Raw genomic sequence first — 21,979 nt, 5'->3', positions numbered from 1 at the left:
TTGTCGGATTAAATCGCGCCCAATACAGTTAAAACGTAACCCTGGAAGTAAGTTTAAACTGGACTTACCTCATTGGTATCATCCTGACAGGCTGCCGCCCTGTTGATTTCAAAAAGTTTAGTCCATAAGTAATTCAATAACTTCCTGCGGATCTGTATCATTTTTTTTCCAAATATCCTCAAGCGTTTTTATGTCGCTTATTTTATAGCCCTTTTCTTCTAACTTTCTGATGGCTATTGGATAGTCTATGTTCAGAATTTTGCATGATTCCTTTAAAGGAGCTTTAAATGTTTTGTCGACAATAACAATGTCTAATGGAAGTTGCTTTCGTTCCAGATAAACAAAAGTTAAAGTTAATACTGTTACAGCAATGGCCGCTGGCATAAATACTTGTTTCATAAAATGGACTTTTAAGCCTTTCCAATTTAGTACAATATGTAAAATTGCGGCAAGTACGAACCCGATTCCAATTAATTCATGTGCAACTTCAGTATATCCGTCAAAGAGATGAAATAACATAAAAATCCCCGTAATGGCCAAGACCATAAATAGCAAGGAGATGAATGGTGTTACATATTTTCTGTCTGGTTTCATTTTTTAGAATTCGTTTTTTTTGTTAAAGTCTATTTAAAATCAGTAAACCTTTTTTCTAAATTATTTAACCATTTGACTCTCTTTTCCTGGGTAACCGATTTTACCCTGTTATAACTAATCCAATTTAGGTTCTTATATCCCATCGTTTTGAAAACGCTTCTAAGCATTACTTTCTGAATCAAATTTCCGATGAGCAGCGAATACATTATTTTGGGTTTGTTCATTGTGGTAATAAGCGTAATACTTTTCAGGTTTTTTAAAAGGGGAACGAGCCCGAAACCTCGCGGGTGATGATCATACACAACGGCTGGTGCTAATACTCTGTCTATAAACCCTTTGGTTGTAGCCGGCATAATATCCCACCAGATCGGAAAAATAAAAATCAGATGGTCTGCCTTTTCCAATCTTTTACCGTAATCGATTACCTGTGGGTCTACGGCTTGATGTGCTACAAAGCCTTTTAAATCCTCCGCAGACATTCTGGGGTTAAATTCTTCCCGGTCAAGGTGCATCAGGTCAATTTCGTGGTTGGCTTTTCGAAGCCCATTGGTAACCACGCTAAGTATGGCATTGCAGTAGCTTCCTTCGAAAGGATGGTTATATACGATTACTGTTCTCATTTTTATTGTTCATTTACAATGTAAAATTGAGAAGGATTTAACCGCCGGACGATAACAATTGTTAATAAAGTTTTTTTATCTTCTGTTACGTATCCTGCTTAGGGATACAGAAGTAATGCCTAAGTAAGAAGCTATATAGTGCTGTGGGATGCGTTTTATAATTTCTGGATGCTGTTCCAACAATTCTGCATAGCGTTGTTGAGGCGTATTTTTTAAATAGGAAAAGAAAATCTGTTGACTTTTTATAAGCCGCATAAATAGATGTTCAACCAGATTGTCTTTTAGCTCAGGTGAGTTTTGAATAATATCTTGAAAATCTTTTTGTGAAATGGTCTGTAAGACACAGGGCTCCAAACTTTCAATACTGTATAAACTTGGCCGGTTAGTTCTAAAACTTTCAATGGAAGATACACTGTCACCTTCAAAGAAGAATTGAGTGGTTATTTCTTTGCCGTCATTGTTAACCCAAGTCCGCAAACATCCTTTTTCAATAAAGTACATCGTTTTTGATACTTTCCCTTCTTGCAAGAGGATGAATTTAGCTGGAACCTCTATTTGTTTGAAATAGGGGCTGAATATTTCCCATTTGTTTGGCTGCACATTTTCCTGTTTCATCTTATTTTTAGTGCTATTTTAGGGTTGCCGCTAACGTTAGGCGACCAATTAGCAGATCCGGAGCGGGTTCTCTTTGCCCGACTCGATTAAAGTTATGAAAAAGCTGACTCATGCCGGCCTTAACCAGCGATTTTTTTAAGGTTGCCTTTTTGTTAACACACGACAGTGTAAAAAGCAATGAATAAATCGGGTAGTATTTTTTGACGCAGGGATAGCTCCGCTCTTTTGGAGTCTACAGTCAGGCGGATAGTAATTGGCATCTTTCCGTCTTTAGATGCCTTTGATTTTTCCAGAATTAATAGAATGGAAAGTTTTTCATTAACCTTCATAACACACATTTTAGGTGATCGAATAAAAATTCGCTCGTTCCTAAACCCTTCTCACAAAAACATAGGGTTAACCGAGGGTACCAATTTCGGAAATAAAACAGGTACCCTTTCTCTTTGGTAATGTTTGTTATTACTTAATATGCTTTTCTTGCTTGAACCCTAATTCTAGTGGGTTTTAATAAAAAAAGCCACTCTTTAAGAGTGGCTTTGCGGACCGGACGGGACTCGAACCCGCGACCTCCGCCGTGACAGGGCGGCATTCTAACCAACTGAACTACCGATCCTTAATACAGACGGGCCTTTCAGCCGATCTATATCCCCCTTTGGGGAGTGCAAATGTAGCAACATTATTTTCAAACAACCAAATTTTTTTGAATAAAATCAGAAATTTATTAACCTGTGGATGAAATATACATCGACATAATCCTTTACTGTAAACGGTTTGGAGCATATGACCCTAACGGGAACGGTTATATTTCCTGAAAAGAACCATTACAAGGATTTTGATATATTTAAAGTATTTCACATATTGCAGGGGTGTTTGTAAACGACCCGTAAATAAAATGAGTTATACCGGTATCATCACCCTGTTAATCATTCTCACTAATGTGGTTATTTCCTGGAGAGGATTTAAAAGCCGCACCGTGTTCAATAAGTATGAGTTTGAAGTAGAAAGAATCCTGCTGTACAAGGAATACCGGCGTTTGATCACCTGCGGATTCCTGCATGTCAGCTGGAAACACCTGATCTTTAACATGATTTCCCTCCTGCTTTTCAGCGTCATGCTGGAAGCTAATATGGGTCCCGTCGCTTACGTTTGCATTTACCTCGGAAGCCTTATTGGCGGAAACCTGCTATCCCTGTACATTCACCGGCGTGAGAACGACTATAGTGCAGTAGGCGCTTCCGGCGCCATCTGCGGAATCATTTTCGCTTCTATCGTCCTGTATCCGGGTATGATGGTGAGCTTCTTCGGACTGTTTCCAGTACCCGGATGGGTGTATGGCATCGTATACATATTGTATTCTATTTACGGTATCAGGTCACGCCGCGATAACATAGGCCACGATGCCCACCTGGGCGGCGCTATGGCGGGCATGCTCATCGGGTTAATGATTGAACCGGCAGCGATTACACAAAATATCGCTGTTATTATTTCGCTCACAGTACCCTGTGTATTCTTCATGTATGTAATTATTCACAAGCCGCATATTATCCTGGTCGATAACTACTTTTATAATCAGCATCATGTGCTGGCAGATATCGATGACCTGTACAATGTGGAAAAAGCCAACCGCCAGAAAGAACTGGATGCGATTCTCGATAAAATCCATCATAAGGGGATTAACAGTCTAACCAAAACAGAAAAAGAAAAACTGGAGCGATACTCCCGCCAGATAAGTTAATAAAAAAGGCGCCGGCCTTTGCCCTTACCAGACAACCGGGAACCCGCATCGGTACCTGGTTTATACTGGTAAGGGCAAAGGCCGGACGCCTTTTTTCTTTAGTAGCTCTTAATTTTTATACACCCTTACATAATCTATTTCCAGCGAAGCACTGTTGAACGCCGGATCAATGGCCCCGCCGAAATGCCCTCCCATTGCGAAATTCAGGATCACAAAGAAATCATGATTAAACGGCACATTGCCTGAATTAGGGAAAGTATAAAACAGTTGGTCATCTACATAAAACCTCAGTAATGCAGGTGACCAATCCACGGTATACTTATGAAACACGGTGGTTTCATTCTGCACCATTACCGTACCCCCGTCGGCGTTAGCACCGGCATGATTGGGATGATGCACGGTACCATATATTTTATTGGGCTCGTTACCTTTGTGTTCCATAATATCTATTTCCCCACAGGCAGGCCAGCCGGCGGTAGTAATGTTACTGCCCAGCATCCAGATGGCAGGCCAGGTGCCGCCGCCCGCAGGCAGTTTGGCGCTGACCTCTACTTTACCATAGGTAAAGGCAAACTTATCCCGGGTGAGTATTCTTGCGGAGGTATAAGCACTGCCGGAATAGTTTTCCTTCATGGCGGTAATTTTCAGGATACCATTGGCAATACTCACATTCTTCGACCGGTCGGTGTAGTACTGCGACTCCGCATTGCCCCAGCCATTATCGCCGGTGCCAATGTCGTAGCCCCATTTGGCAGGATCGGGCGCGCCATCGGTGTTAAAATCATCTGACCATACCAGCCCGGAAGCAATAGTAACCGTTACGTCGGCGGACTTACTCAGCGTAAGTCCATCTGCACTTTTAGCTGTTACTTTTACGGTATAGGTGCCGCTGCCGGGATAGGTATAGTTGGTAATACCATTGGCAACGGTTTTATTGATCCCATTTCCAAAATCATAATCATAACTAACCGCGTTATTGGCAGCAGCAGTAAAAGCTACTGCCCCGCTGTTGTCTGTATTTACCACCACATGAAGTGTCAGATTGGTGGGCGCGGTTTTCGCCGGTGGCGCTTTTTCATTTTTTCCGCAGCTGGCAGTACTGATCAGTAATGCCAGCATCATTCCTGTGATATATTTCATACGCTATTGAATTGCTATTATTTTAACATACCATGCACCGGGACTCTGTAAGCAACGCAAGGTCATCTGCGTAGCCGTTCTTTCAAGTACCTGGTATTTATGTACGCCTTTATACATGCCCAGGTGTCCTTTGCTGGAAAAAGTAATATACTCCGCGGTGGCACTGCCGTCGTAACCAAATGTTTCCGTGTAGCCGGCAGCTTTAGGACCTGTTAAGGTAAAGTCACCCTCGCCGGTAAGCGACGGATCAAAATCTTTCAGGTACTCTTTAGATCCAAAAATATCATTGTTGGTTTCATGGGTAAATGCATTGCCGTTCGCAGTGAAGGTATACACGTCGTCATAAATACCCAGGCCCGCTTTTTCATCCGGACCAGCCGCCCACCATGCTGGGGTAAATACCGCCGCATCAGATACACCGAGGTGGCCGGGATTGTCTTTATCCACCCGCCATTTTTTTGTGCCGTTGTTGGTAAGCATGGTCACAAAAGCAGGATCCGGCTCAAATGCCCTGAATACCGTGATCTCCTGTGCATTGGTGCTGAAGTTGCCGGCCTTTCCATAAACGGTTACGCTTACGGTAAGCGTTTTGATGCCCGTATGATCATATTGGTATTGAAAAACAGAGCTGGTAGATGTTTTAGCGGGTTTGCCATCACCAAAATCTACTTTATAGTTGATGGTATTGTCGGCAGCAACATTTACCACTATCGTTCCTGCGCCGCCGCCATTTGGATGTGTGGCGTCTTTACCCGTGATCTCAATATTTAAGACCGGTTTGGATGGTGTGATGATATCGCCGAACCGGAAATCATCTTTATTACAACTGTTCATCACCATCAATACAAACAGCAGCACCGGTGTTAATAGCTTTATATGTATTCTCATAACCGTGGATTAGTTAGTTAAAGTAATATCGTCAAACAAAAGGGTGAAGTTGTTACTGCCATCTCCCGTTACACCGTTGTCCAGGAAAAAGAGGATGTTCTGCAGGCGTTTGCTGTTATCTTTTATTTTTCCGGAGAAATCAAAGGTGAGCTCTTCCCAGGCATTTGCTACAGTGGTGGTCATCTCCACGTTTTCCTGGAAAGTGTTATCGCCGTTTCTTTCCAGTTGCAGTAATACCCGCATGCCGGCGCGCCAGGAATATACTTTTACCCTGAACTTTTTGTGCTGCGTAAAATCAATGGGATCGGTCATTACAATAAAGTTGCCGGCCCATACTTCCGCTTTTGTCTTTACAATTTTACCAACGGTAGCACTGGTATTAATACCGCTCCGCACGGGATTGGCGATCACAGAAGTAGCGCTGCCGCCAAAGTCGCCCCAGGCATAGTTAACGGTCGGCAGCTCAAAGGTCATGGGCAGTGTGAGCGGATCATAAATCGTCACGTCTTTTGTAACAACGGTGGTGGCTTTTCCCCCGCTCAATGCTTCCACTTTAACGGTATACACACCACCTTTGGCATAAGTGTGTTTTATATTGGCGCCGGCGGCAATCAGCACCGGTTCTTCGTTTGGAACTTCGCCGAAAGATACTTTGAAACCACCGGTGGCATACAGCCCAGTGGCAGATAGGGTGAGTTCATGCGCGTTGCCCGTAGTAGTAACGGTTACATTTTCCGGCGCCCGGAAAGTGACGGTCAGCTGTGCGGTGGTATCCGATTTTAACCCGCTCAAACCGGTGGTCACCACCTTCACGGGATATATCCCTTCTTTATATACATGCGTGGTGTTCTTTCCGGGTAACACCGTTACGGGTGCGGTAGTCCCATCTCCAAAATAAATATCATAGCTGGTACCTCCTGCGCTGTTGGGCGTAATGGTTACCTGCCCGGAATTATCATCCGCAATTTTAAACAACAGCGATTCATCGGAAGGCGCTTGTATGGAATTTAAAAACGACAGATCGTCGTCTGTTAACTTGGTGCAACTGCTTAGCGCAAATGCCAGTAGTATATATGAAAGTCTTTTCATGCTTTTTGTTTTACTGATAAGCGATTAATACCCTGGATTCTGTGGTAAGTTGGATATTTCCACTTCCCTTTGTGGCAGTGGGAACAACTCATTTTTACCTGTTTTGAAACCGGTGATGGTGGCAGCAGCTTTACCTGTTCTTACGAGGTCAAAGAAGCGGTCGCCTTCCATGGCCAGCTCCAGCCGGCGTTCTTTCCAGATGGCGTCTGTTAAGGCGCTGCCGGTTAAGGTAATATCGTGCGCATTATCACTGAAAGCACGGCGGCGAACTTTGTTCAGGTAAGTTTGTGCTTTGGCATCATTGGGTGTGGTAGCACGGTTGTTGGCTTCTGCGGCCATCAGTAATACATCGGCATAACGGATAGTTCTGTAGTTATTGAGATAGTTTAGTTCCAGCTGACCGGAAGTTTCTCCTTTTCTTGGTAAATATTTCTGGTTGTATAAACCGGTATTTTTATAAGGTGCTACCTGGTAAGTAATTTTAAAATCCGGGTGTGCATTTTTGTAGGCTTCTATATCCAGTACCGTAACGTCTTTCCGCTGATCGCCTGCAGCGTAGGCGTTGGCAAGGTTCTGGGTAGGTAAGTTGGTACTCCATCCGGAGGCATAGGGACTGCCACCGTTTAATCCCCGTATTCCACACTGCTGTACAGCATAGTTGCCCTGTCCGCGGGTAGCGGCGCCCCAGTTGTAGTAGGGAGAAAGATTGGAATATTGAATTTCAAAAACAGACTCAATACCATTTTCTCCTGACTGCAGAAAAATATCTCCAAATTCAGCTACCAGCGTAAACGGACCATTCACCACATTCTCCAGCATGGCCGCGGCTTCGTTGAACTTGTTCTGATAGAGCAGTACTTTCCCCAGCAATGCCTGTGCGGCGTATTTGGTAATACGTCCGGCCTGTGGCTGCGTAGCAGGTAATACAGCAATGGCATTGTTCAGATCCAGCTCTATCTGTTTATATACATCTGCTTTGGGAGACCTGGGCAATGTCCTGGAATCGGCCAGTGTTAATCTTTTATCAGCAAACAGGGGGACATCTCCAAAAAATTTCACCAGCGTGAAATAATAATACGCCCGCAGGAAATAGGTTTCTCCATACAGCGCTTCTTTGCCGGGAAAATCAACCGTGCCGCCGCCGGGGTTCTTATCCTTAAACTGGGTCAGGTAGTTTACACGGTTAATGCCCTCATAGGAAGCAGACCATATCTCCGTTAAGTAATCATTATTGGTGGTGATGGCATAATCATCCATCTGTTGTAATCCCAATACATCGGAGGCGCTTTCACCGCCGCTTACGGAGTTGTCGGAAGCAATATCACCAATGGGTACCGTCTGGTTCAGCCACTGGATAGGAGAGTAGGTACTCACCGCCATGGTCCGGTAATCGCTTTCACTTTTCAGGTAATCCTGGTCTGTTACGTTAAAGCTGTCGCTCGGTTTGTAATCGACCCACTTTTTGCAGGAGCTCATGGCAATCGTGAAATAAAGTATGCCTGCTATTTTCAGTATGTTTTTCATTTGTTGTCTTTTTACTTTGAACATTACAGTTTTAAATCAATACCTAAAGACCAGGTCCTGGCCTGTGGATAGGCGCCTCTGTCGATGCCCGATTCCATTATACCACCGGCGATTTCAGGATCAAAGCCGGAGTAACGGGTAAACGTATACGCGTTTTTAACCTGGGCAAACACACGTACCTGTTTAAATCCTGCACGGTCCAGCACAGAACGGGGGAAGGTATATCCCAGCTGTATGTTTTTTAGTTTTACGAAAGAACCATCTTCCACGTAGCGGTCGGATACCCGCGCATTATTGTTGGCGTCCGTAAAAGAGTAGCGTGGGTGACGGGCATCATTGGTACTTCCGGGCCCGGTCCAGCGGGCGAGTATATCGCGGAATTTGTTGGTGTATGTAGCATTTCTTTCGTATGCCCGGTAGATGTCGTTGCCAACAGAAGCATACGTGAAAATGTTCAGGTCGAAGTTTTTATAACCCAGAGAAAGGTTCCAGCCCATCGTGAATTTCGGGAAGGGATTGCCGATGTTTGTTTTATCCTTGTCCGTAATTTCTCCATCGCCGTTTACATCCACAAAGCGGATATCGCCGGGCTGCGCGCCACTTTGTTTGGGCGCTTTGTTTACTTCGTCGGCCGACTGGAATAAGCCGGCTGTTTTGAATCCGTAGAAATAGCCGGGCGCTTTGCCGGTTTCAAAAGCAGTAACCGTTTGCGACTGACCATTGAAATAACTGCCACCATACAGTATGAAGGAGTTATCAGAGTTGGTGCCGGTTACTTCGTTTTTGGAAGTGGTGAAAGTCATGTTGGTATTAATGGAAAGGTCGCGGCCTATTTTATCGGTGTAACCGAGGTTGAGATCTATACCACTACTTTTGGTAGAACCGATGTTGGCATCAGGCACTTTAGCCGTTCCCAGGAAAAGGGATACAATAGGTTTGAACAGCAAACCCTTTACGCTTTTCTGGAAGTAATCGGCGCTGAGGTTAAACTTGTTATGGAAGAAGGTAACATCAAAGCCAGCATTAAACTGGGTTTGTTTTTCCCAGCTCAGCGTAGTATTGGCATAAGAACCTACGGTAGATCCCGACAGGAAAGTATTGCCAAAAGTATATCCGTTGTTATTGCCGTCGTCGTAATTAGGACCGCCTGTTACAATCCTGGGGAAAGCCGGGTTGGTGTTTTCATTTCCCACAGTACCATAGCTGCCTCTTATTTTCAGATAGTTGACAAAATCAAAGTGAAAGAAATTTTCTGAAGACGCTACCCAGCCCAGTGAACCGGAAAGGAAGTCTGCGAATTTATTATCTGTACCAAAGGCAAAGGAACCATCCCTGCGCATGGTAACGGAGGCGAGGTATTTATCTTTGTAATCATAGTTGATCCTGCCGAAGTAAGATAAATTTTTACGGAATCCGTTGTATTTGCTGGCTGTTTGTCCGTTCAGGTTGGCGGGAATATCTCCTTTGGAGTTATAGATCTTTACTGGTACATTATTGATCACCGTATCTATAATATAAGGAATAGCGGCGGTATTGATACCGGTGGCGGCGTTGTAATCTGCAAACTGCCACGAGTTGAAAGGTACGTCCTGCCGGGTAACGGTCATGCCGTTGTTAGTAGATTTAAAAAAGGAGATACCGGCTACCGCATCAAAGTGATGATCATTTTTGATATTGAAGTTATAGTTCAGATAGGTCTCTGACGTAAAACTGGCTGCGCTGTTCTTAAACTCGCTCACGCTGTTGTGGGTGGAACCCGCCAGCATGCCCAGTTCATTTTTGAGCGGAATGGCATTGCCATCTGCACCCATGGTGTTTTCCACGTTCAGCGGACCATAAAACACCAGCGGCGTAAAGTTCTTGCCGGTTTGGTCGTAATTGGTATAGCCAAAGCGGGTGGTCGCTTTTAGGTTCTTCAGGATGTCGTACTGTAGTTCTACTTTTCCGAACAGTTTGTTGCCGCTGGAAGTATTGTAGGTATTTTCCAGTTTGGTAAGCGGGTTGAAAATTTCGGAGGTAAGGAGGTTACTGAAGCTATATTTACCGGGTGTATTCGGTATTTCATTATATACCGGCAGGGTAGGATCAAAGTTCAGTGCGCTGCCGATAATGGAATTGAACGAATTTTCCTGTATTCCTTTATTTTTAATATTGGCGAAGCTGGTGTTCACGATCAATTTGAGGCGATTGGTGACATCGGCGGTGATATTGGCAGTACCATTGATCCGGTTGAAATTGGATTTACTGCCGCCGCCAACAATACCATCCTGTCCGAGGTAGCTGCCGGAAATGAAATAGGTGATCTTGTCCCCGCCGCCTCTTGCGCTGGCATTATAATTTTGCATGGGCGCCTGGTGGAAAATCTCTTTCTGCCAGTTGGTACCTACGCCCATTTTGGAAAGGTCTGGAAAGATGATGTTGCCGCCGGAAGCTACGCTGCCTTCATTGATGATGCCGGCGTATTCAGTGGCATTCAGCACTCCTATGGTTTTGAATACTTCCTGTATGCCATAATTGGCGTTCACGGTAATTTCGGGCCGTTGATTCCTTCTGCCGCTGCGGGTGGTGACCATAATCACGCCGTTGCCGCCTTTTACGCCATAAATAGCGGTGGTAGCAGCATCTTTCAGCACGTTGATGGATTCAATGTCTGCTGCGTTCACGGCATTCAGATCGTCCAGCGTTTGAGGCACGCCATCTATTACCACCAGTGGGTCGGAACCGCTGTAAGAGGGGATACCGCGTATCAGCACAGTAGGCTTGGCGCCGGGGGAACCGCTCTGGATAACGCTTACGCCGGAAGCCCTTCCCTGCAGGGCTTCTTCTGCCCTTACGGGCCGGAGATTGGCGATATCCGCTCCCTTCACTGTGGAGATGGCGCCGGATATTTTGGTTACCTTCTGGGTGCCGTAACCCACTACCACTACTTCTCCCAGTTCTTTATTGGAGAGCGCCAGCTGTACTGCTAACGGGGAAGCTCCTACCGCTATATGAAAGGTGGTATATCCGATGGCGGAGATATCCAGTACTTTCTCTTCCGGTGTTACGGATATAGAAAAGGCGCCATTGGCATCTGCTGCTACGGCAGTTTTGGAAAGTTTAGCGATTACAGAAGCGCCGGGTATAGGCGCCCCGGTTTCATCTGTTACCTTACCGGTAACGGTTTTGTTTTGCGCCCACAATGTGGAGGCAAATAATAGCAATAGCGGGATAAGAATGCTTTGTAAGAGTTTTTTCATACGTGAATTTTTTGTTGACGATTTTACATGCGGGGTACTTTCACCAGCATCGGTGTGCTGGCGGTAAACGTGAAATCCCGTTGATGTTTATTTCATTTTATGGCTGCAGGTGATCTTTTTTACAGCATCGTGGTGTTCTGCATTTTTTTAAATGGATGGATGATTTCAGTTGACTAAGTACTATTTTTATACTGTTTTGATTGGGCTAAAATTACACCTTCCACAGAACGAAGCCAATTTTCCGACTACATCTATACTGCATCACAATTGGATAAATGATTGATTATTAATAAATTTAAACTACATCATTACTACATCACCGGAAGTAATCCTATATTTTATGAAAAGATGGTGGCTGTTTTTTTTATGCATCGGGTGTTTCCGGATGGCCGCAGGTCAGAATACGATCGGGTTACCCCGGATCATCAATTATAGTAAAAGCGACTTCCAGGCAGGCATCCAAACCTGGGATATTGAACAGGACAGCAAAGGCATCATGTACTTCGCCAACAACGAAGGAATGCTTACCTATGATGGCAGTCACTGGAAAGCATACCCGCTTCCAAACCGTACTATTGTGCGCGCATTGGCCATTGATACGGTCGACCGGATCTATGCCGGTGGCCAGGGAGAACTCGGCTACTTCGCACCCGGGCCAAACGGTAATCTCGTTTATACCTCCCTGAGGGACCTTGTTCCTGCCTCACATAATAAGTTTGCGGACATCTGGCGGATAGAAATTTATAAAGAAGCTGTTTTCTTCCAGGCCTCCGACCGCATCTTCGAATACCGGAATAACAGTATTAAAGTATATCCCAGCGAGTGGCTGTACCTGAAACAGGCCGGCCATAAACTGTATGCACAGGATAAGTATAATGGATTGATGCTGTTTAAAAATAATGAATGGCAGCCCGTTAATACCGGCCGTAAATTTACAGACGGCCTCATATCCGGCATTATAGGCATCGGGGCTGATACGCTCCTGGTGATAACCCAGGCAAAAGGACAATTCCTTCTGCGCAACGACTCCATCATCCAGCAACACGCAGCCTTTTCCACCGGCAATGTGAATATCTCCGCACAGATCAACGCCATGGAATTTGTGGCAGGCACCTCCACGGAAGGTTGCGTGGTGCTCAACTTCAACGGCGAAGTGGTGCAAAAGATTTCCCGCACGGAAGGACTCCAGAATAATGACGTGATCAGCGTCTTCCTTGATAAACATAATAACCTCTGGGCCGGGCTCAATAATGGTATCAGCTTTATCGCCTACAATGCCGCCATAAAATATATTACACCCAGTAAAAGCAATGAGCTGTCGGGATACTCCACCCGTATCTTTAATAATGAACTGTACATTGCCACATCGGACGGCGCATGGTACGTGCCGCTGGCGGCTGCCTCGGGCGATCTCAGTTTCTCCAAAGGTGATTTTACCCGCGTAAGGAACAGCAAGGCAGAAGTGTGGCGCCTCGATGAGGTGAACAATCATATCCTGCTGGCACAACACACCGGCAGCGCTGTACTGAAAGATCACAGTGCCGTGCCGCTATTTGCTGAACCCGGCGCCTGGCTGTATAAACCGGTATCGGCAGTGTATCCTGCAAAAAACGTTCTGGTAGGCAGTTATACCGGCGTGCAGCTGCTGGAATACAATGCGGGCCAGTTTACCGATAAAGGAAAACTGGAAGGAGTGGGAGAGTCGCTGCGCTTCCTGGAAATAGATAATAACAACACCATCTGGGCGTCGCACCCGTACCGGGGCGTTTATAAGCTGCAGCTGTCCGCCGATAACAAAACCGTTTCTTCCCAACTACTCACGGATAGTGCGGGGCTGCCTTCAGCGCTGAGTAATTATGTTTTTAAGATAAAGAACCGCGTGGTGTTCTGCACGGGTAAAGGGGTGTATGAATTTGATCCGGCCACCAACCGGTTTGTTCCTTCCGCCTTCCTGACGCCCATACTGGGCAACATGGAAATACGGTATATGAATGAAGATGCCGACGGCAATATCTGGTTCTGCAGCGGCAAAGATATTGGGGTGGTGAATTTCAACCAGTCTTCCGGCGATAAACCATTTACCATTACCTGGATACCAGAGCTGAACGGCAAGATATTACTGGGATTTGAAAACATTTATCCCTATAATAAAGAGAATATTTTCATTGGCTCCGAAAAAGGCACTATTCACCTGAACTATGAAAAGTATACCACCAACAAACAGGCGGTGAAGGTTTTACTGGGGCAGGTAAAGGCTTTTGGTAAATCCGACAGTGTTATTTTCGGCGGCTATTTCCATCACCGCGGAGCTGCGGGTTATTTACAGGATGACACCGAAATGGTGGCTTTACCAAAAGGATATAACTCCTTCCATTTTGAATACAGCTCGCCGGCATACGGACTGCAAAGTAATATAGAATACAGCTACCAGCTGGAAGGATACGATCAGCGCTGGTCCGCCTGGTCGCCCAAAACAGAGAAGGATTACACCAACCTTCCGGACGGTAAATATCTTTTTAAAATAAAAGCACACGATAACCTCGGACATGAATCAGAAGTGGTGACCTACAGTTTTGAAGTGCTGCCCGCATGGTATAAAACCACCTGGGCGTATATTGGCTATGTGTTGTTGTTCCTCGCTGTGCTATATCTCCTGAACCGCTGGCAGGAAAGGACCCTGCGCATCCAGCAGCGCCGCTTTGACGAGGAGCAGCAGCGTCTTAAATATATTCACCAGCTGGAGCTGGAAAAAAACGAAAAGGAAATCATCAAACTGCAGAATGAAAAGCTGGCCAATGAAATACATTTTAAAAACAATGCGCTGGCAGATGCATCCATGCACCTGGTGGAGAGAGGCGATGCGCTGGTGAAAGTAAAAGATATCCTGGCATCGGTATATAAAAAGAATGGTAACAACCCGGAAATCAAGAACGCGCTGTTATTGTTAAATGATGTAGAAAAGAATAATGATAACTGGGATCAGTTCGCCGCTCATTTTGATGAGATCAACAATAACTTCCTGAAGAAGCTGAAAAGCAAATTCCCTGCCTTGACGAATACCGATCTGAAGGTTTGTGCTTACCTGCAGCTGAAATTATCTACCAAAGAAATTGCGCAGCTGATGGCCATTTCGGTGCGGGGCGTGGAAATAAAGCGGTACCGCCTCCGGAAGAAACTGAACCTGCTGACGGAGCAGTCGATGACAGACTTCCTGAATGAGATCTGATTTATTCAAATGAGGAGGCAGTGAGGATCCGCTCAATTTTCATTACTTTAGTGGCGATACCACCAACCTTATCAACCATCAGCGTATTCTGCAACGATAATGCACGACAATATCTATATTGACAAATCACTGTTTCAGCGCATTTCTGAGGGCGATGAAGCGGCGTTTGGTATCCTCTTCAATACTTCCCTGACAACGCTGGAACCATTTATCCGGAAAATGATGAAGTCACCCGAGAACGCCAAAGAGGTGATCCAGGCTACTTTCCTGCGGGTATGGCTGAGCCGCGACAAGCTCGCGGACATCGACCATCCGAAAGCCTGGCTGTTTAAAGTGGCCGCCAACGAGTGTTATACTTACCTGAAAAAAGAAGCCAACGAATACCGCCTGCGCGGAACGGCAGTGGTTACCGCCGATGACGCCGATACCGCTACCCGGCGGCTCACACTGAAAGAATTGCATACTGTTATAGAAGAAGCCGTGATGTTGCTGTCGCCGCAACGCCGGCGCATTTACCAGATGAGCCGCAATCGTGGTATGAAGATCCCGGAAATAGCCACGGAGCTGGATTTGTCGCCCAACTCTGTTAAAAATGCCCTGGTGTTTTCCCTGAAAGCCATACGGGAGCACCTGCGTCGCAACGGGCATGCCATCCCGCTTGTTTACCTGATTTTTATTTGCAGGTAAAAATATTTTTAAACAGATAGGTCCTTTAGGTCGTTAGCCTATTCTTAATACCGGGGAGCCGTTTAAATCCCGGTTTTCTTTTTACGCATGCAGGAGCAAAGGGTCATATATTTATTGCAACAGCGACTTTCCGGTAACGAAACGGTCGAAGAGCAGGAAGAGTTGTACACATTGCTGGAAGACGACGGCAACATGGAAATACTCATGGCCGCGCTGACGGACCTGATGTGGCAGGCGCCTGCGGATACCGCCCCCGTCGATACCGCCGCCCGCACCGCTTTGCTGCAAAGTATTACCGGCGCAGACCTTACCACTCCTTTTGTGGAAACCGTGCAACCGGTGAAGTTTATACACCGCCTCTGGTGGGCTGCCGCCATAGTTACCGGCCTGCTGTTAGCCACCGGTTTATATTTCCTGCTCCGGCCGGTAGCCACCATGAAACCCGTTCCTGCACTCGCACAGCGTTATAAAAATGATATCGCCCCCGGCGGCAATAAAGCCATGCTCACCCTGGCAGACGGCTCCCAAATTGTGCTGGATGAAGCCAAAAATGATACGCTCGGCAAACAAGGCAGCACCAGCATCATCAAATTACAAAACGGGCAGGTATTGTACCATGCCACCGGCGCTACCGCCGCGGTTACTTATAATACATTAACTACTCCCCGTGGCGGACAATACCAACTTACCCTGCCAGACGGCACCCAGGTATGGCTCAATGCAGCCAGCTCCCTGCGTTTTCCTACAGCTTTCACAGGTAACAACAGAACCGTGGAACTCACCGGCGAAGGATATTTTGAAGTAGCTAAGGCGCCCGGAAAACCATTTCTGGTAAAGGCCAACGGCGCCGATATCACCGTACTGGGCACCCATTTTAATGTGATGGCATATACGAATGAAAATGCGCTGGCAGTAACCCTGCTGGAAGGCGCTGTGAACGTAGGCCGCAATGGCGTCATAAAAAAACTGCTGCCCGGCCAGCAGGCACGCATCAGCAACAGTAACAACATCACAGTAACAGGTACCGATGTGCAGGAAGCCGTAGCCTGGAAGAATGGCTTTTTTATCTTCGACCGGGCAGACATTACCACCGTGATGCGGCAGCTGGAACGCTGGTACGATATAGAAGTTGTATACGAAGGTACACCGCCCGAAATGCGCTTTGGCGGCGGTATGCAGCGCAGCCTGTCCCTATCGGGCATCCTCAAAATATTAGAAAAAAATGGAGTACTGTTTAAAATAGAAGGAAGAAAAATAACCGTATTACGATCGTAAGCATGCCATATTTTTTAACACTTAAATCTGACCAGCTATTGTACCAGAAGTAATCAAAATCAACTAAAACCAGCGCCATTAAAAAACCAGTGATGGGCAAACATCACTGGTTACAGGCAATAAATTATTCGTGTAAACTCATTTTTATCACCGAAATCAAATGTATGATTTTAACTGCTTTGTTCCAAAACAGAGAAGAGGGATCGTATTCCCTTGTCCGCAGGCCTGATCATCACCACATCAACACTTCCGGAAAGCATCACCACCAATGCAGATCTTACAACCCGGTATTTGCCGGTACAATGAAAAAAAATAATCTGCCAACCAAAATTTGGAGGATCATGAGGTTATCTGCTTTATTACTAATGGCAGGCATGCTGCAGGTCAGCGCCAAAAGCGCTGCACAACGCATAACACTGTCTGTCAGAAACACACCGTTATCAACGGTCTTTACCACCATCAACCGGCAAACGGGCTACATCGTTTTTTATAATTACGATGCACTGCAAAGTACCCGCCCCGTTACGCTGGATATGAAGAACGCCACTATCCAGGAACTACTGCACGTTTCACTCATGGGGCAGAACCTGGAGTATGCCATCGAAGACAAAACCATTACGGTTACACGCATCGTGCCCCGCACGCCGGCATTGCCCGCTGTCCCGGCACAGATCGTAATTACCGGGCGTATTACCGATGAAAATGGTATTCCGCTGCCCGGCGTTTCGGTAGTGGTGAAAGGCACCGGCAAAGGCACACAAACCAATAACAACGGGGAGTATACCGTTGCAGTGAGAGACGAAAATGCCGTGCTGTCGTTCTCTTATGTGGGCTACGAAAAACAGGAACTTGTAGTGGGCAAAAACGGCGTTATCAGCATCACGCTGAAACCATCCAATAATAGGCTCACCGGCATCGATGTGGTGAACACCGGCTACCAGACCATTTCCCGGGAAAGGGCCACCGGTTCTTTTTCGGTCATTGATCCCTATCGCCTCCGCGCTAAACTGAAACCGGATGTGAAATCAGCCCTTGAAGGACAAGCCACCGGGGTGGTGCTCACCAAAGAAGGTAACCTGGAAATCCGTGGCGTGTCTACCTTGCTGGGCACTGCTGCCAGCGCGCCCCTGCTGGTAATCGACGGGTACCCTTCCAGCGCAGGACTGGAATCTCTCAATATCGATAACATAGAATCGATCACCGTGCTCAAGGATGCAGTAGCCGCCTCTATTTACGGCGCCCGCTCCTCCAACGGCGTAATCGTAATCGCTACCCGCACCGGCAGAAAAGGTGCGTTGCAGGTAGAATATAAAGGATCTACCGGCATCACGCTGAAACCCGATCTGTCGAATCTTAACAGGGCATCGTCCGCCGATTACGTGGATGCGGAAATAGAGCTCTATAACCAGGATCCCAACGACTATCTCACTACCTATAATAACTACGGCAGCACTTCCCGTGTTAACTACCTGCTGATCGCAAAGTCACAGGGATGGATGAACGAAAAAGATGTGACCGCGGAGCTGGATGCCCTGAAGAAAAACGACGGACTGGCACAGATGGAGAAATATTATTTCAGAAACCAGTTTACACAGCAACACAATATCTCCTTATCCGGCGGCAGTGAAAAAAGTATGCTCAACGCCGCAGTAAGATATGTATCCAATCAGAATAACACCGTCCGGAATTCAGACAACCGCCTCATCTTTGATGTGAAAAACGACTGGCAGCCCCGCAAAGGTGTGAACATCCGCCTGTTCTCCAATGTGAACTATGCCACTTCCGCTTCACCGGTACGCGGCTGGCAGGATATGCTGGCATTCACCAACACCTCGCTGATACAACCGTACAACCTGCTGGTAGACCCGGCTACAGGAGAAACACTGAATGTGCCATCTAAAAACCAGAAGAAAGAAGACCGGTATGCTGCGTTAACAGGGTTGAAACCACTGTACTATAATCCGCTGGATGATCTTGGTCTGGAAACCTACAACACAAAAGCATTGCAGATCCGGTTGGGCGGCAGCGTGAATGTAAAGATCTTCGACGGGCTGAACATAGAGGCAGGAGGTGCCTGGAGCCGCGGCGATGCACAAACCAGGTCGCTGTACGATAAAACGTCTTACCGGGTGCGGCAATGGTACGATGATAATACTTCCATCTCCAACGGTTCCAAACATTATATCCCGGATGGCGCAGTGGTAAATGAAGCGCGCAATTTTAACCAGAGCTATATGTTCCGCACACAGCTGAACTTTAACCGGGTAATTGCAACCAAACACCGCGTAAGCGCTATCGCCGGTAATGAAATAAGCCGGAACACGGCAGATAACAATGCCCTGCCAACCCGCTTTGGATACAACGATCAGGCAGGTACGTTTTCTACTTTTAACTATGCCGATTATAATGCAGGGTCCTATAATGCAGATATGCTGGGCACCAGCAGACCTACAGCCAGCATAGGCAGTTACGCCTACCAGGATAACCGTTTTGTTTCCTGGTATGCCAACGGTTCCTATGAATATAATAACCGCTTTATTCTCAGTGGAAGTATCCGGCTGGATCAAACCAATTTCTTTGGTACCGATCCGCGCTACCGCTACAAACCGTTGTGGTCTGCCGGGGGCACCTACAAACTGGCGGAGGAAAAATTCTTTCATGTACCATTGATTGATCGCCTGGATCTGCGCGCATCCTATGGTATCAACGGAAATATTTCCCTGAACTCAGGTCCTTTCCTGATCATTACCCCTGGCAGTTATTCCAATTATACCGGAGATGTATCTTACAGTATCTCTTCACCGCCTAATAACTCGCTCCGTTGGGAAAAAACAAAAAGCACCAACTTTGGTGTGGATATCTCCCTGCTGAACAGGCGGATTAATTTGACCGCCGATTATTACCTGCGTAACAGCAGTGACCTGCTGGCATCCGATGCTATTGATCCTACCCGTGGCTTCAGTTCCCTGGTGAAAAATATCGGGGAAGTAAGAAACAAAGGATATGAAATTTCAATAAATGCCGATGTATTACGGAAACGTAATTTCGTTTGGAACACCTTCCTCAACTTCAGCTACAACAATAATACGGTTGTCACCTATAATGTAAATTACCAGTATGCTTCCAGCGTCACCAATGGTGCGATCAAAAAAGCGGGCGATCCGCTGGATGCCCTTTATAGCTACCGGTATGCCGGCCTTGATAATAATGGCGTGTCACAATTCTATACTGCCAAAGGAGAAAAAAGCGGCGGTGGTAACGTGGCTGTAGGCGACCTGATTTACAGCGGTACCCTGCGCCCGAAATATGCGATCAGCTTAACCAACTCTTTCCGTGTGCAAAATTTCGATTTATCTTTTATGTTTATTGCAAAGCTCGGGAATGTATTGAGGAGAGATGCCTTCAGCGGATCTAATATCCTGAATAAACATGTATCGGAAAGATGGAAACAACCGGGCGATGAAGCCAACACTATTTATCCTAAACTCAGCAGCTGGAATATGGATATGTTCTATTTCCCTTATTCAGACATTCTCATAGAAAGCGCCAGCTACATGAAACTCCGGGATGTAACATTAACCTATGATATTAACCCGCGCCTGCTGAAACGTATCGGCTTCACCAGTACCCGGATTTATTTCCAGACAAGGAACCTGTTCATGATCACCGCTAACAGCGATCACCGTGATCCTGAAACATCAGAACTGAACCTGTCCGGTGGTACCGGCGCATTTACAGAACAAGGATTTTCTTCCCTGTCGCTGCGGCCGGAATTTTATGTAGGGTTATCATTCAGTCTTTAACAATTAACTACGGCGATCATGAAACAGCGTATACTCATACTGGTTATTATCATGGCGGGAAGTATCAGCTCCTGCAAAAAATTCCTGGATGTAAAACCAAAAGGAAAACTGATCCCTTCAGAGGTGGCAGACTTTGATCACCTGCTGGATAACAGCAATATTGCCCAGTGGGTGTTTATTGATAACAACACCGGGTGTAACCTCGGCTACCTGACAGATAACCTGTCGCTTTCCGATGGTATCGGTAATATTAGTTACAAAGCCAACAACCATCCTAACATCGACCGTTACTGGGCGTATGTTTTCAGACAGCCTTATAAAAATCCGTCTACATCGGATTATTTCTGGGACTGGGGCACTTACCGCTCTATGGCTTATTTCAACAACGTGATAGATGGCATACGCGCTATTCCCAACCTCAGTGCAGAAAATCAGCAGTATGCAAAAACAGTAGTGGCACAGGCGCTGGTAGATAGAGCCTGGTCGTACTTTATTACTACGCTGGTATATGGTCCGGTGTATAAGCCTGGTTCACCCAACGATACCAAAACCATTCCTTATGTAACCAGTGCTGATATAGGCGCAGCATTACCGGATTTATCCACACAGGAACAGGCCTTTGCACAGGTGAAGAATGATGTGCTCACCGCTTTACCGGATGTGCCGGAAGTAACCAACTGGCCTTCCCGCCCGAATAAAGTGGCAGCGCAGGCATTGCTGGCATACTATCACCTGTTTACCCAGAAGTACGACAGCGTGGTGTATTATGCCAATCTCGCGTGGACGGCGGCCAGCAAAGGGGGCACCGATAAACTGATTTATGACTACAACAGCTTTTCGTGGACGGATCCCACCAACCTTATCAACAGTACCATTAAAGGACCGGATAATTTCCTGAGCGCTGCCAACAGCCGTGAAAACCTGCTGTACCGCAATCTCGATGCCGGCGCCGGCAGGTCTTCCTCCAGCTATCCTTCCGATGAAGTGATTGCGTTGTACGACCAGGCCAATGACCTCCGGTTTAAATATTTCTTTTTAACAGCGCCGGGGTATAAAACCACTTACAATAATGTGGTGTATGATGATGGTAACCGCATCCAGTATTATCGCGGTTCCAAAACCAACATGACCGCCGGGTTCTCATATCCCGAACTGTTGCTGATGCGTGCAGAAGGATATGCCCGCACCAACCAGCTGGCCGCCGCCATCGGCGACCTCAATACCCTGCGCCGCTATCGTTACAAAACCGGAACGCCTACGCTTCCGGTAGGGTCCCAGGATGAAGTGATTCAGCAGGTGCTGGATGAAAGAAGAAGAGAACTGCCGCTAGGTTCATTCAAGCGTTTCCTGGACCTGAAAAGACTTTGCCTCGAAACCGGCAAGCCCTGGTGCAAACCTAAAATACAACATAAGATAGGCACGGAAACGCATGAAGGAACCGTGGATTCAAAAGACTTTATTTTAACCATCTCCAACGTGATATTGAAGTTTAACCCGCAATGGAATATACCGCTGGATGGAAGACCATTTTAAATCATAAAATT

The 21,979-nt window shown here is 46.4% G+C and carries 15 protein-coding genes and 1 tRNA gene; 6 read left to right on the top strand and 10 right to left on the bottom strand.

The features are described from left to right. Positions 1-117: 117 nt before the first annotated feature. The 5 genes from ACLHR0_RS02850 to ACLHR0_RS02830 form a co-directional block, all read right to left on the bottom strand. Positions 118-594, bottom strand: coding sequence for a DUF4405 domain-containing protein (locus ACLHR0_RS02850; RefSeq protein WP_436484565.1), 477 nt, complete (start codon positions 592-594; stop codon positions 118-120). A 29-nt stretch (positions 595-623) separates the two neighbouring features. Further along, a complete protein-coding gene (locus tag ACLHR0_RS02845) occupies positions 624-1,214 on the bottom strand; it encodes an NAD(P)H-dependent oxidoreductase (RefSeq protein WP_429045177.1) in 591 nt (196 codons plus the stop codon). 75 nt (positions 1,215-1,289) lie between these two features. Further along, positions 1,290-1,829: a Crp/Fnr family transcriptional regulator gene (locus ACLHR0_RS02840; RefSeq protein WP_436484563.1), complete on the bottom strand. Its 540-nt coding sequence runs from the start codon at positions 1,827-1,829 to the stop codon at positions 1,290-1,292. Between the two features lie 152 nt (positions 1,830-1,981). After that, complete coding sequence (locus tag ACLHR0_RS02835) at positions 1,982-2,158, bottom strand: Arm DNA-binding domain-containing protein (protein WP_436484561.1); 177 nt, start codon at positions 2,156-2,158, stop codon at positions 1,982-1,984. Positions 2,159-2,368: 210 nt separating this feature from the next. Beyond that, positions 2,369-2,442, bottom strand: a tRNA-Asp gene (locus tag ACLHR0_RS02830). Positions 2,443-2,721: 279 nt separating this feature from the next. On the opposite strand from ACLHR0_RS02830, the gene ACLHR0_RS02825 reads away from it, so the two are divergent. Further along, positions 2,722-3,564, top strand: a complete 843-nt coding sequence (locus tag ACLHR0_RS02825; protein ID WP_436484559.1) for a rhomboid family intramembrane serine protease — start codon at positions 2,722-2,724, stop codon at positions 3,562-3,564. A 108-nt stretch (positions 3,565-3,672) separates the two neighbouring features. Here the strand turns inward: ACLHR0_RS02825 and ACLHR0_RS02820 are convergent, their stop codons facing one another. Genes ACLHR0_RS02820 through ACLHR0_RS02800 form a run of 5 tightly spaced genes read right to left on the bottom strand, consistent with a single transcriptional unit; the run spans position 3,673 to position 11,444 of the window. Beyond that, positions 3,673-4,704 (bottom strand): family 16 glycosylhydrolase, encoded by a 1,032-nt coding sequence (locus ACLHR0_RS02820; RefSeq protein ID WP_436484557.1) that lies wholly within the window; start codon positions 4,702-4,704, stop codon positions 3,673-3,675. 3 nt (positions 4,705-4,707) lie between these two features. Continuing rightward, positions 4,708-5,592, bottom strand: coding sequence for a hypothetical protein (locus ACLHR0_RS02815; RefSeq protein WP_436484555.1), 885 nt, complete (start codon positions 5,590-5,592; stop codon positions 4,708-4,710). 9 nt (positions 5,593-5,601) lie between these two features. Further along, on the bottom strand, positions 5,602-6,681 hold the full coding sequence (locus ACLHR0_RS02810; protein WP_436484553.1) for a hypothetical protein: 1,080 nt from the start codon (positions 6,679-6,681) through the stop codon (positions 5,602-5,604). 24 nt (positions 6,682-6,705) lie between these two features. After that, complete coding sequence (locus ACLHR0_RS02805; RefSeq protein WP_436484551.1) at positions 6,706-8,205, bottom strand: RagB/SusD family nutrient uptake outer membrane protein; 1,500 nt, start codon at positions 8,203-8,205, stop codon at positions 6,706-6,708. 23 nt (positions 8,206-8,228) lie between these two features. Then, positions 8,229-11,444, bottom strand: a complete 3,216-nt coding sequence (locus ACLHR0_RS02800; RefSeq protein ID WP_436484549.1) for a SusC/RagA family TonB-linked outer membrane protein — start codon at positions 11,442-11,444, stop codon at positions 8,229-8,231. A 340-nt stretch (positions 11,445-11,784) separates the two neighbouring features. Between ACLHR0_RS02800 and ACLHR0_RS02795 the strand changes: the two genes are divergently transcribed. The 5 genes from ACLHR0_RS02795 to ACLHR0_RS02775 all read left to right on the top strand — a co-directional run bounded on the left by ACLHR0_RS02795 (position 11,785) and on the right by ACLHR0_RS02775 (position 21,968). Then, on the top strand, positions 11,785-14,670 hold the full coding sequence (locus ACLHR0_RS02795) for a ligand-binding sensor domain-containing protein (RefSeq protein WP_436484547.1): 2,886 nt from the start codon (positions 11,785-11,787) through the stop codon (positions 14,668-14,670). A 99-nt stretch (positions 14,671-14,769) separates the two neighbouring features. Further along, positions 14,770-15,357 carry an RNA polymerase sigma factor gene (locus ACLHR0_RS02790; RefSeq protein WP_436484545.1) on the top strand — a complete coding sequence of 196 codons (588 nt, stop codon included), beginning with the start codon at positions 14,770-14,772 and terminating at the stop codon, positions 15,355-15,357. An 87-nt stretch (positions 15,358-15,444) separates the two neighbouring features. Further along, positions 15,445-16,632, top strand: coding sequence for a FecR family protein (locus ACLHR0_RS02785; RefSeq protein ID WP_436484543.1), 1,188 nt, complete (start codon positions 15,445-15,447; stop codon positions 16,630-16,632). Positions 16,633-16,973: 341 nt separating this feature from the next. Beyond that, entirely contained in the window at positions 16,974-20,435 is a 3,462-nt protein-coding gene (locus tag ACLHR0_RS02780) for a SusC/RagA family TonB-linked outer membrane protein (RefSeq protein WP_436484541.1), read from the top strand. Positions 20,436-20,453: 18 nt separating this feature from the next. Continuing rightward, positions 20,454-21,968, top strand: a complete 1,515-nt coding sequence (locus tag ACLHR0_RS02775; RefSeq protein WP_429045202.1) for a RagB/SusD family nutrient uptake outer membrane protein — start codon at positions 20,454-20,456, stop codon at positions 21,966-21,968. Positions 21,969-21,979 lie beyond the last annotated feature (11 nt).

The organism is Chitinophaga sp. ARDCPP14, assembly GCF_051362515.1.
Lineage (GTDB): Bacteria > Bacteroidota > Bacteroidia > Chitinophagales > Chitinophagaceae > Chitinophaga.
The sequence above is the reverse complement of the archived record's forward strand: the minus strand, read 5'-3'. Positions and strand labels throughout refer to the sequence as shown.

What these genes read in the sequence shown, in the direction of transcription:
- ACLHR0_RS02800 (WP_436484549.1), bottom strand. Translation starts at nt 11,444, where the DNA reads ATGAAAAAACTCTTACAAAGCATTCTTATCCCGCTATTGCTATTATTT.
- ACLHR0_RS02805 (WP_436484551.1), bottom strand. Translation starts at nt 8,205, where the DNA reads ATGAAAAACATACTGAAAATAGCAGGCATACTTTATTTCACGATTGCC.
- ACLHR0_RS02820 (WP_436484557.1), bottom strand. Translation starts at nt 4,704, where the DNA reads ATGAAATATATCACAGGAATGATGCTGGCATTACTGATCAGTACTGCC.
- ACLHR0_RS02810 (WP_436484553.1), bottom strand. Translation starts at nt 6,681, where the DNA reads ATGAAAAGACTTTCATATATACTACTGGCATTTGCGCTAAGCAGTTGC.
- ACLHR0_RS02775 (WP_429045202.1), top strand. Translation starts at nt 20,454, where the DNA reads ATGAAACAGCGTATACTCATACTGGTTATTATCATGGCGGGAAGTATC.
- ACLHR0_RS02795 (WP_436484547.1), top strand. Translation starts at nt 11,785, where the DNA reads ATGAAAAGATGGTGGCTGTTTTTTTTATGCATCGGGTGTTTCCGGATG.
- ACLHR0_RS02815 (WP_436484555.1), bottom strand. Translation starts at nt 5,592, where the DNA reads ATGAGAATACATATAAAGCTATTAACACCGGTGCTGCTGTTTGTATTG.
- ACLHR0_RS02850 (WP_436484565.1), bottom strand. Translation starts at nt 594, where the DNA reads ATGAAACCAGACAGAAAATATGTAACACCATTCATCTCCTTGCTATTT.
- ACLHR0_RS02785 (WP_436484543.1), top strand. Translation starts at nt 15,445, where the DNA reads ATGCAGGAGCAAAGGGTCATATATTTATTGCAACAGCGACTTTCCGGT.
- ACLHR0_RS02825 (WP_436484559.1), top strand. Translation starts at nt 2,722, where the DNA reads ATGAGTTATACCGGTATCATCACCCTGTTAATCATTCTCACTAATGTG.
- ACLHR0_RS02840 (WP_436484563.1), bottom strand. Translation starts at nt 1,829, where the DNA reads ATGAAACAGGAAAATGTGCAGCCAAACAAATGGGAAATATTCAGCCCC.
- ACLHR0_RS02790 (WP_436484545.1), top strand. Translation starts at nt 14,770, where the DNA reads ATGCACGACAATATCTATATTGACAAATCACTGTTTCAGCGCATTTCT.
- ACLHR0_RS02845 (WP_429045177.1), bottom strand. Translation starts at nt 1,214, where the DNA reads ATGAGAACAGTAATCGTATATAACCATCCTTTCGAAGGAAGCTACTGC.
- ACLHR0_RS02780 (WP_436484541.1), top strand. Translation starts at nt 16,974, where the DNA reads ATGAGGTTATCTGCTTTATTACTAATGGCAGGCATGCTGCAGGTCAGC.
- ACLHR0_RS02835 (WP_436484561.1), bottom strand. Translation starts at nt 2,158, where the DNA reads ATGAAGGTTAATGAAAAACTTTCCATTCTATTAATTCTGGAAAAATCA.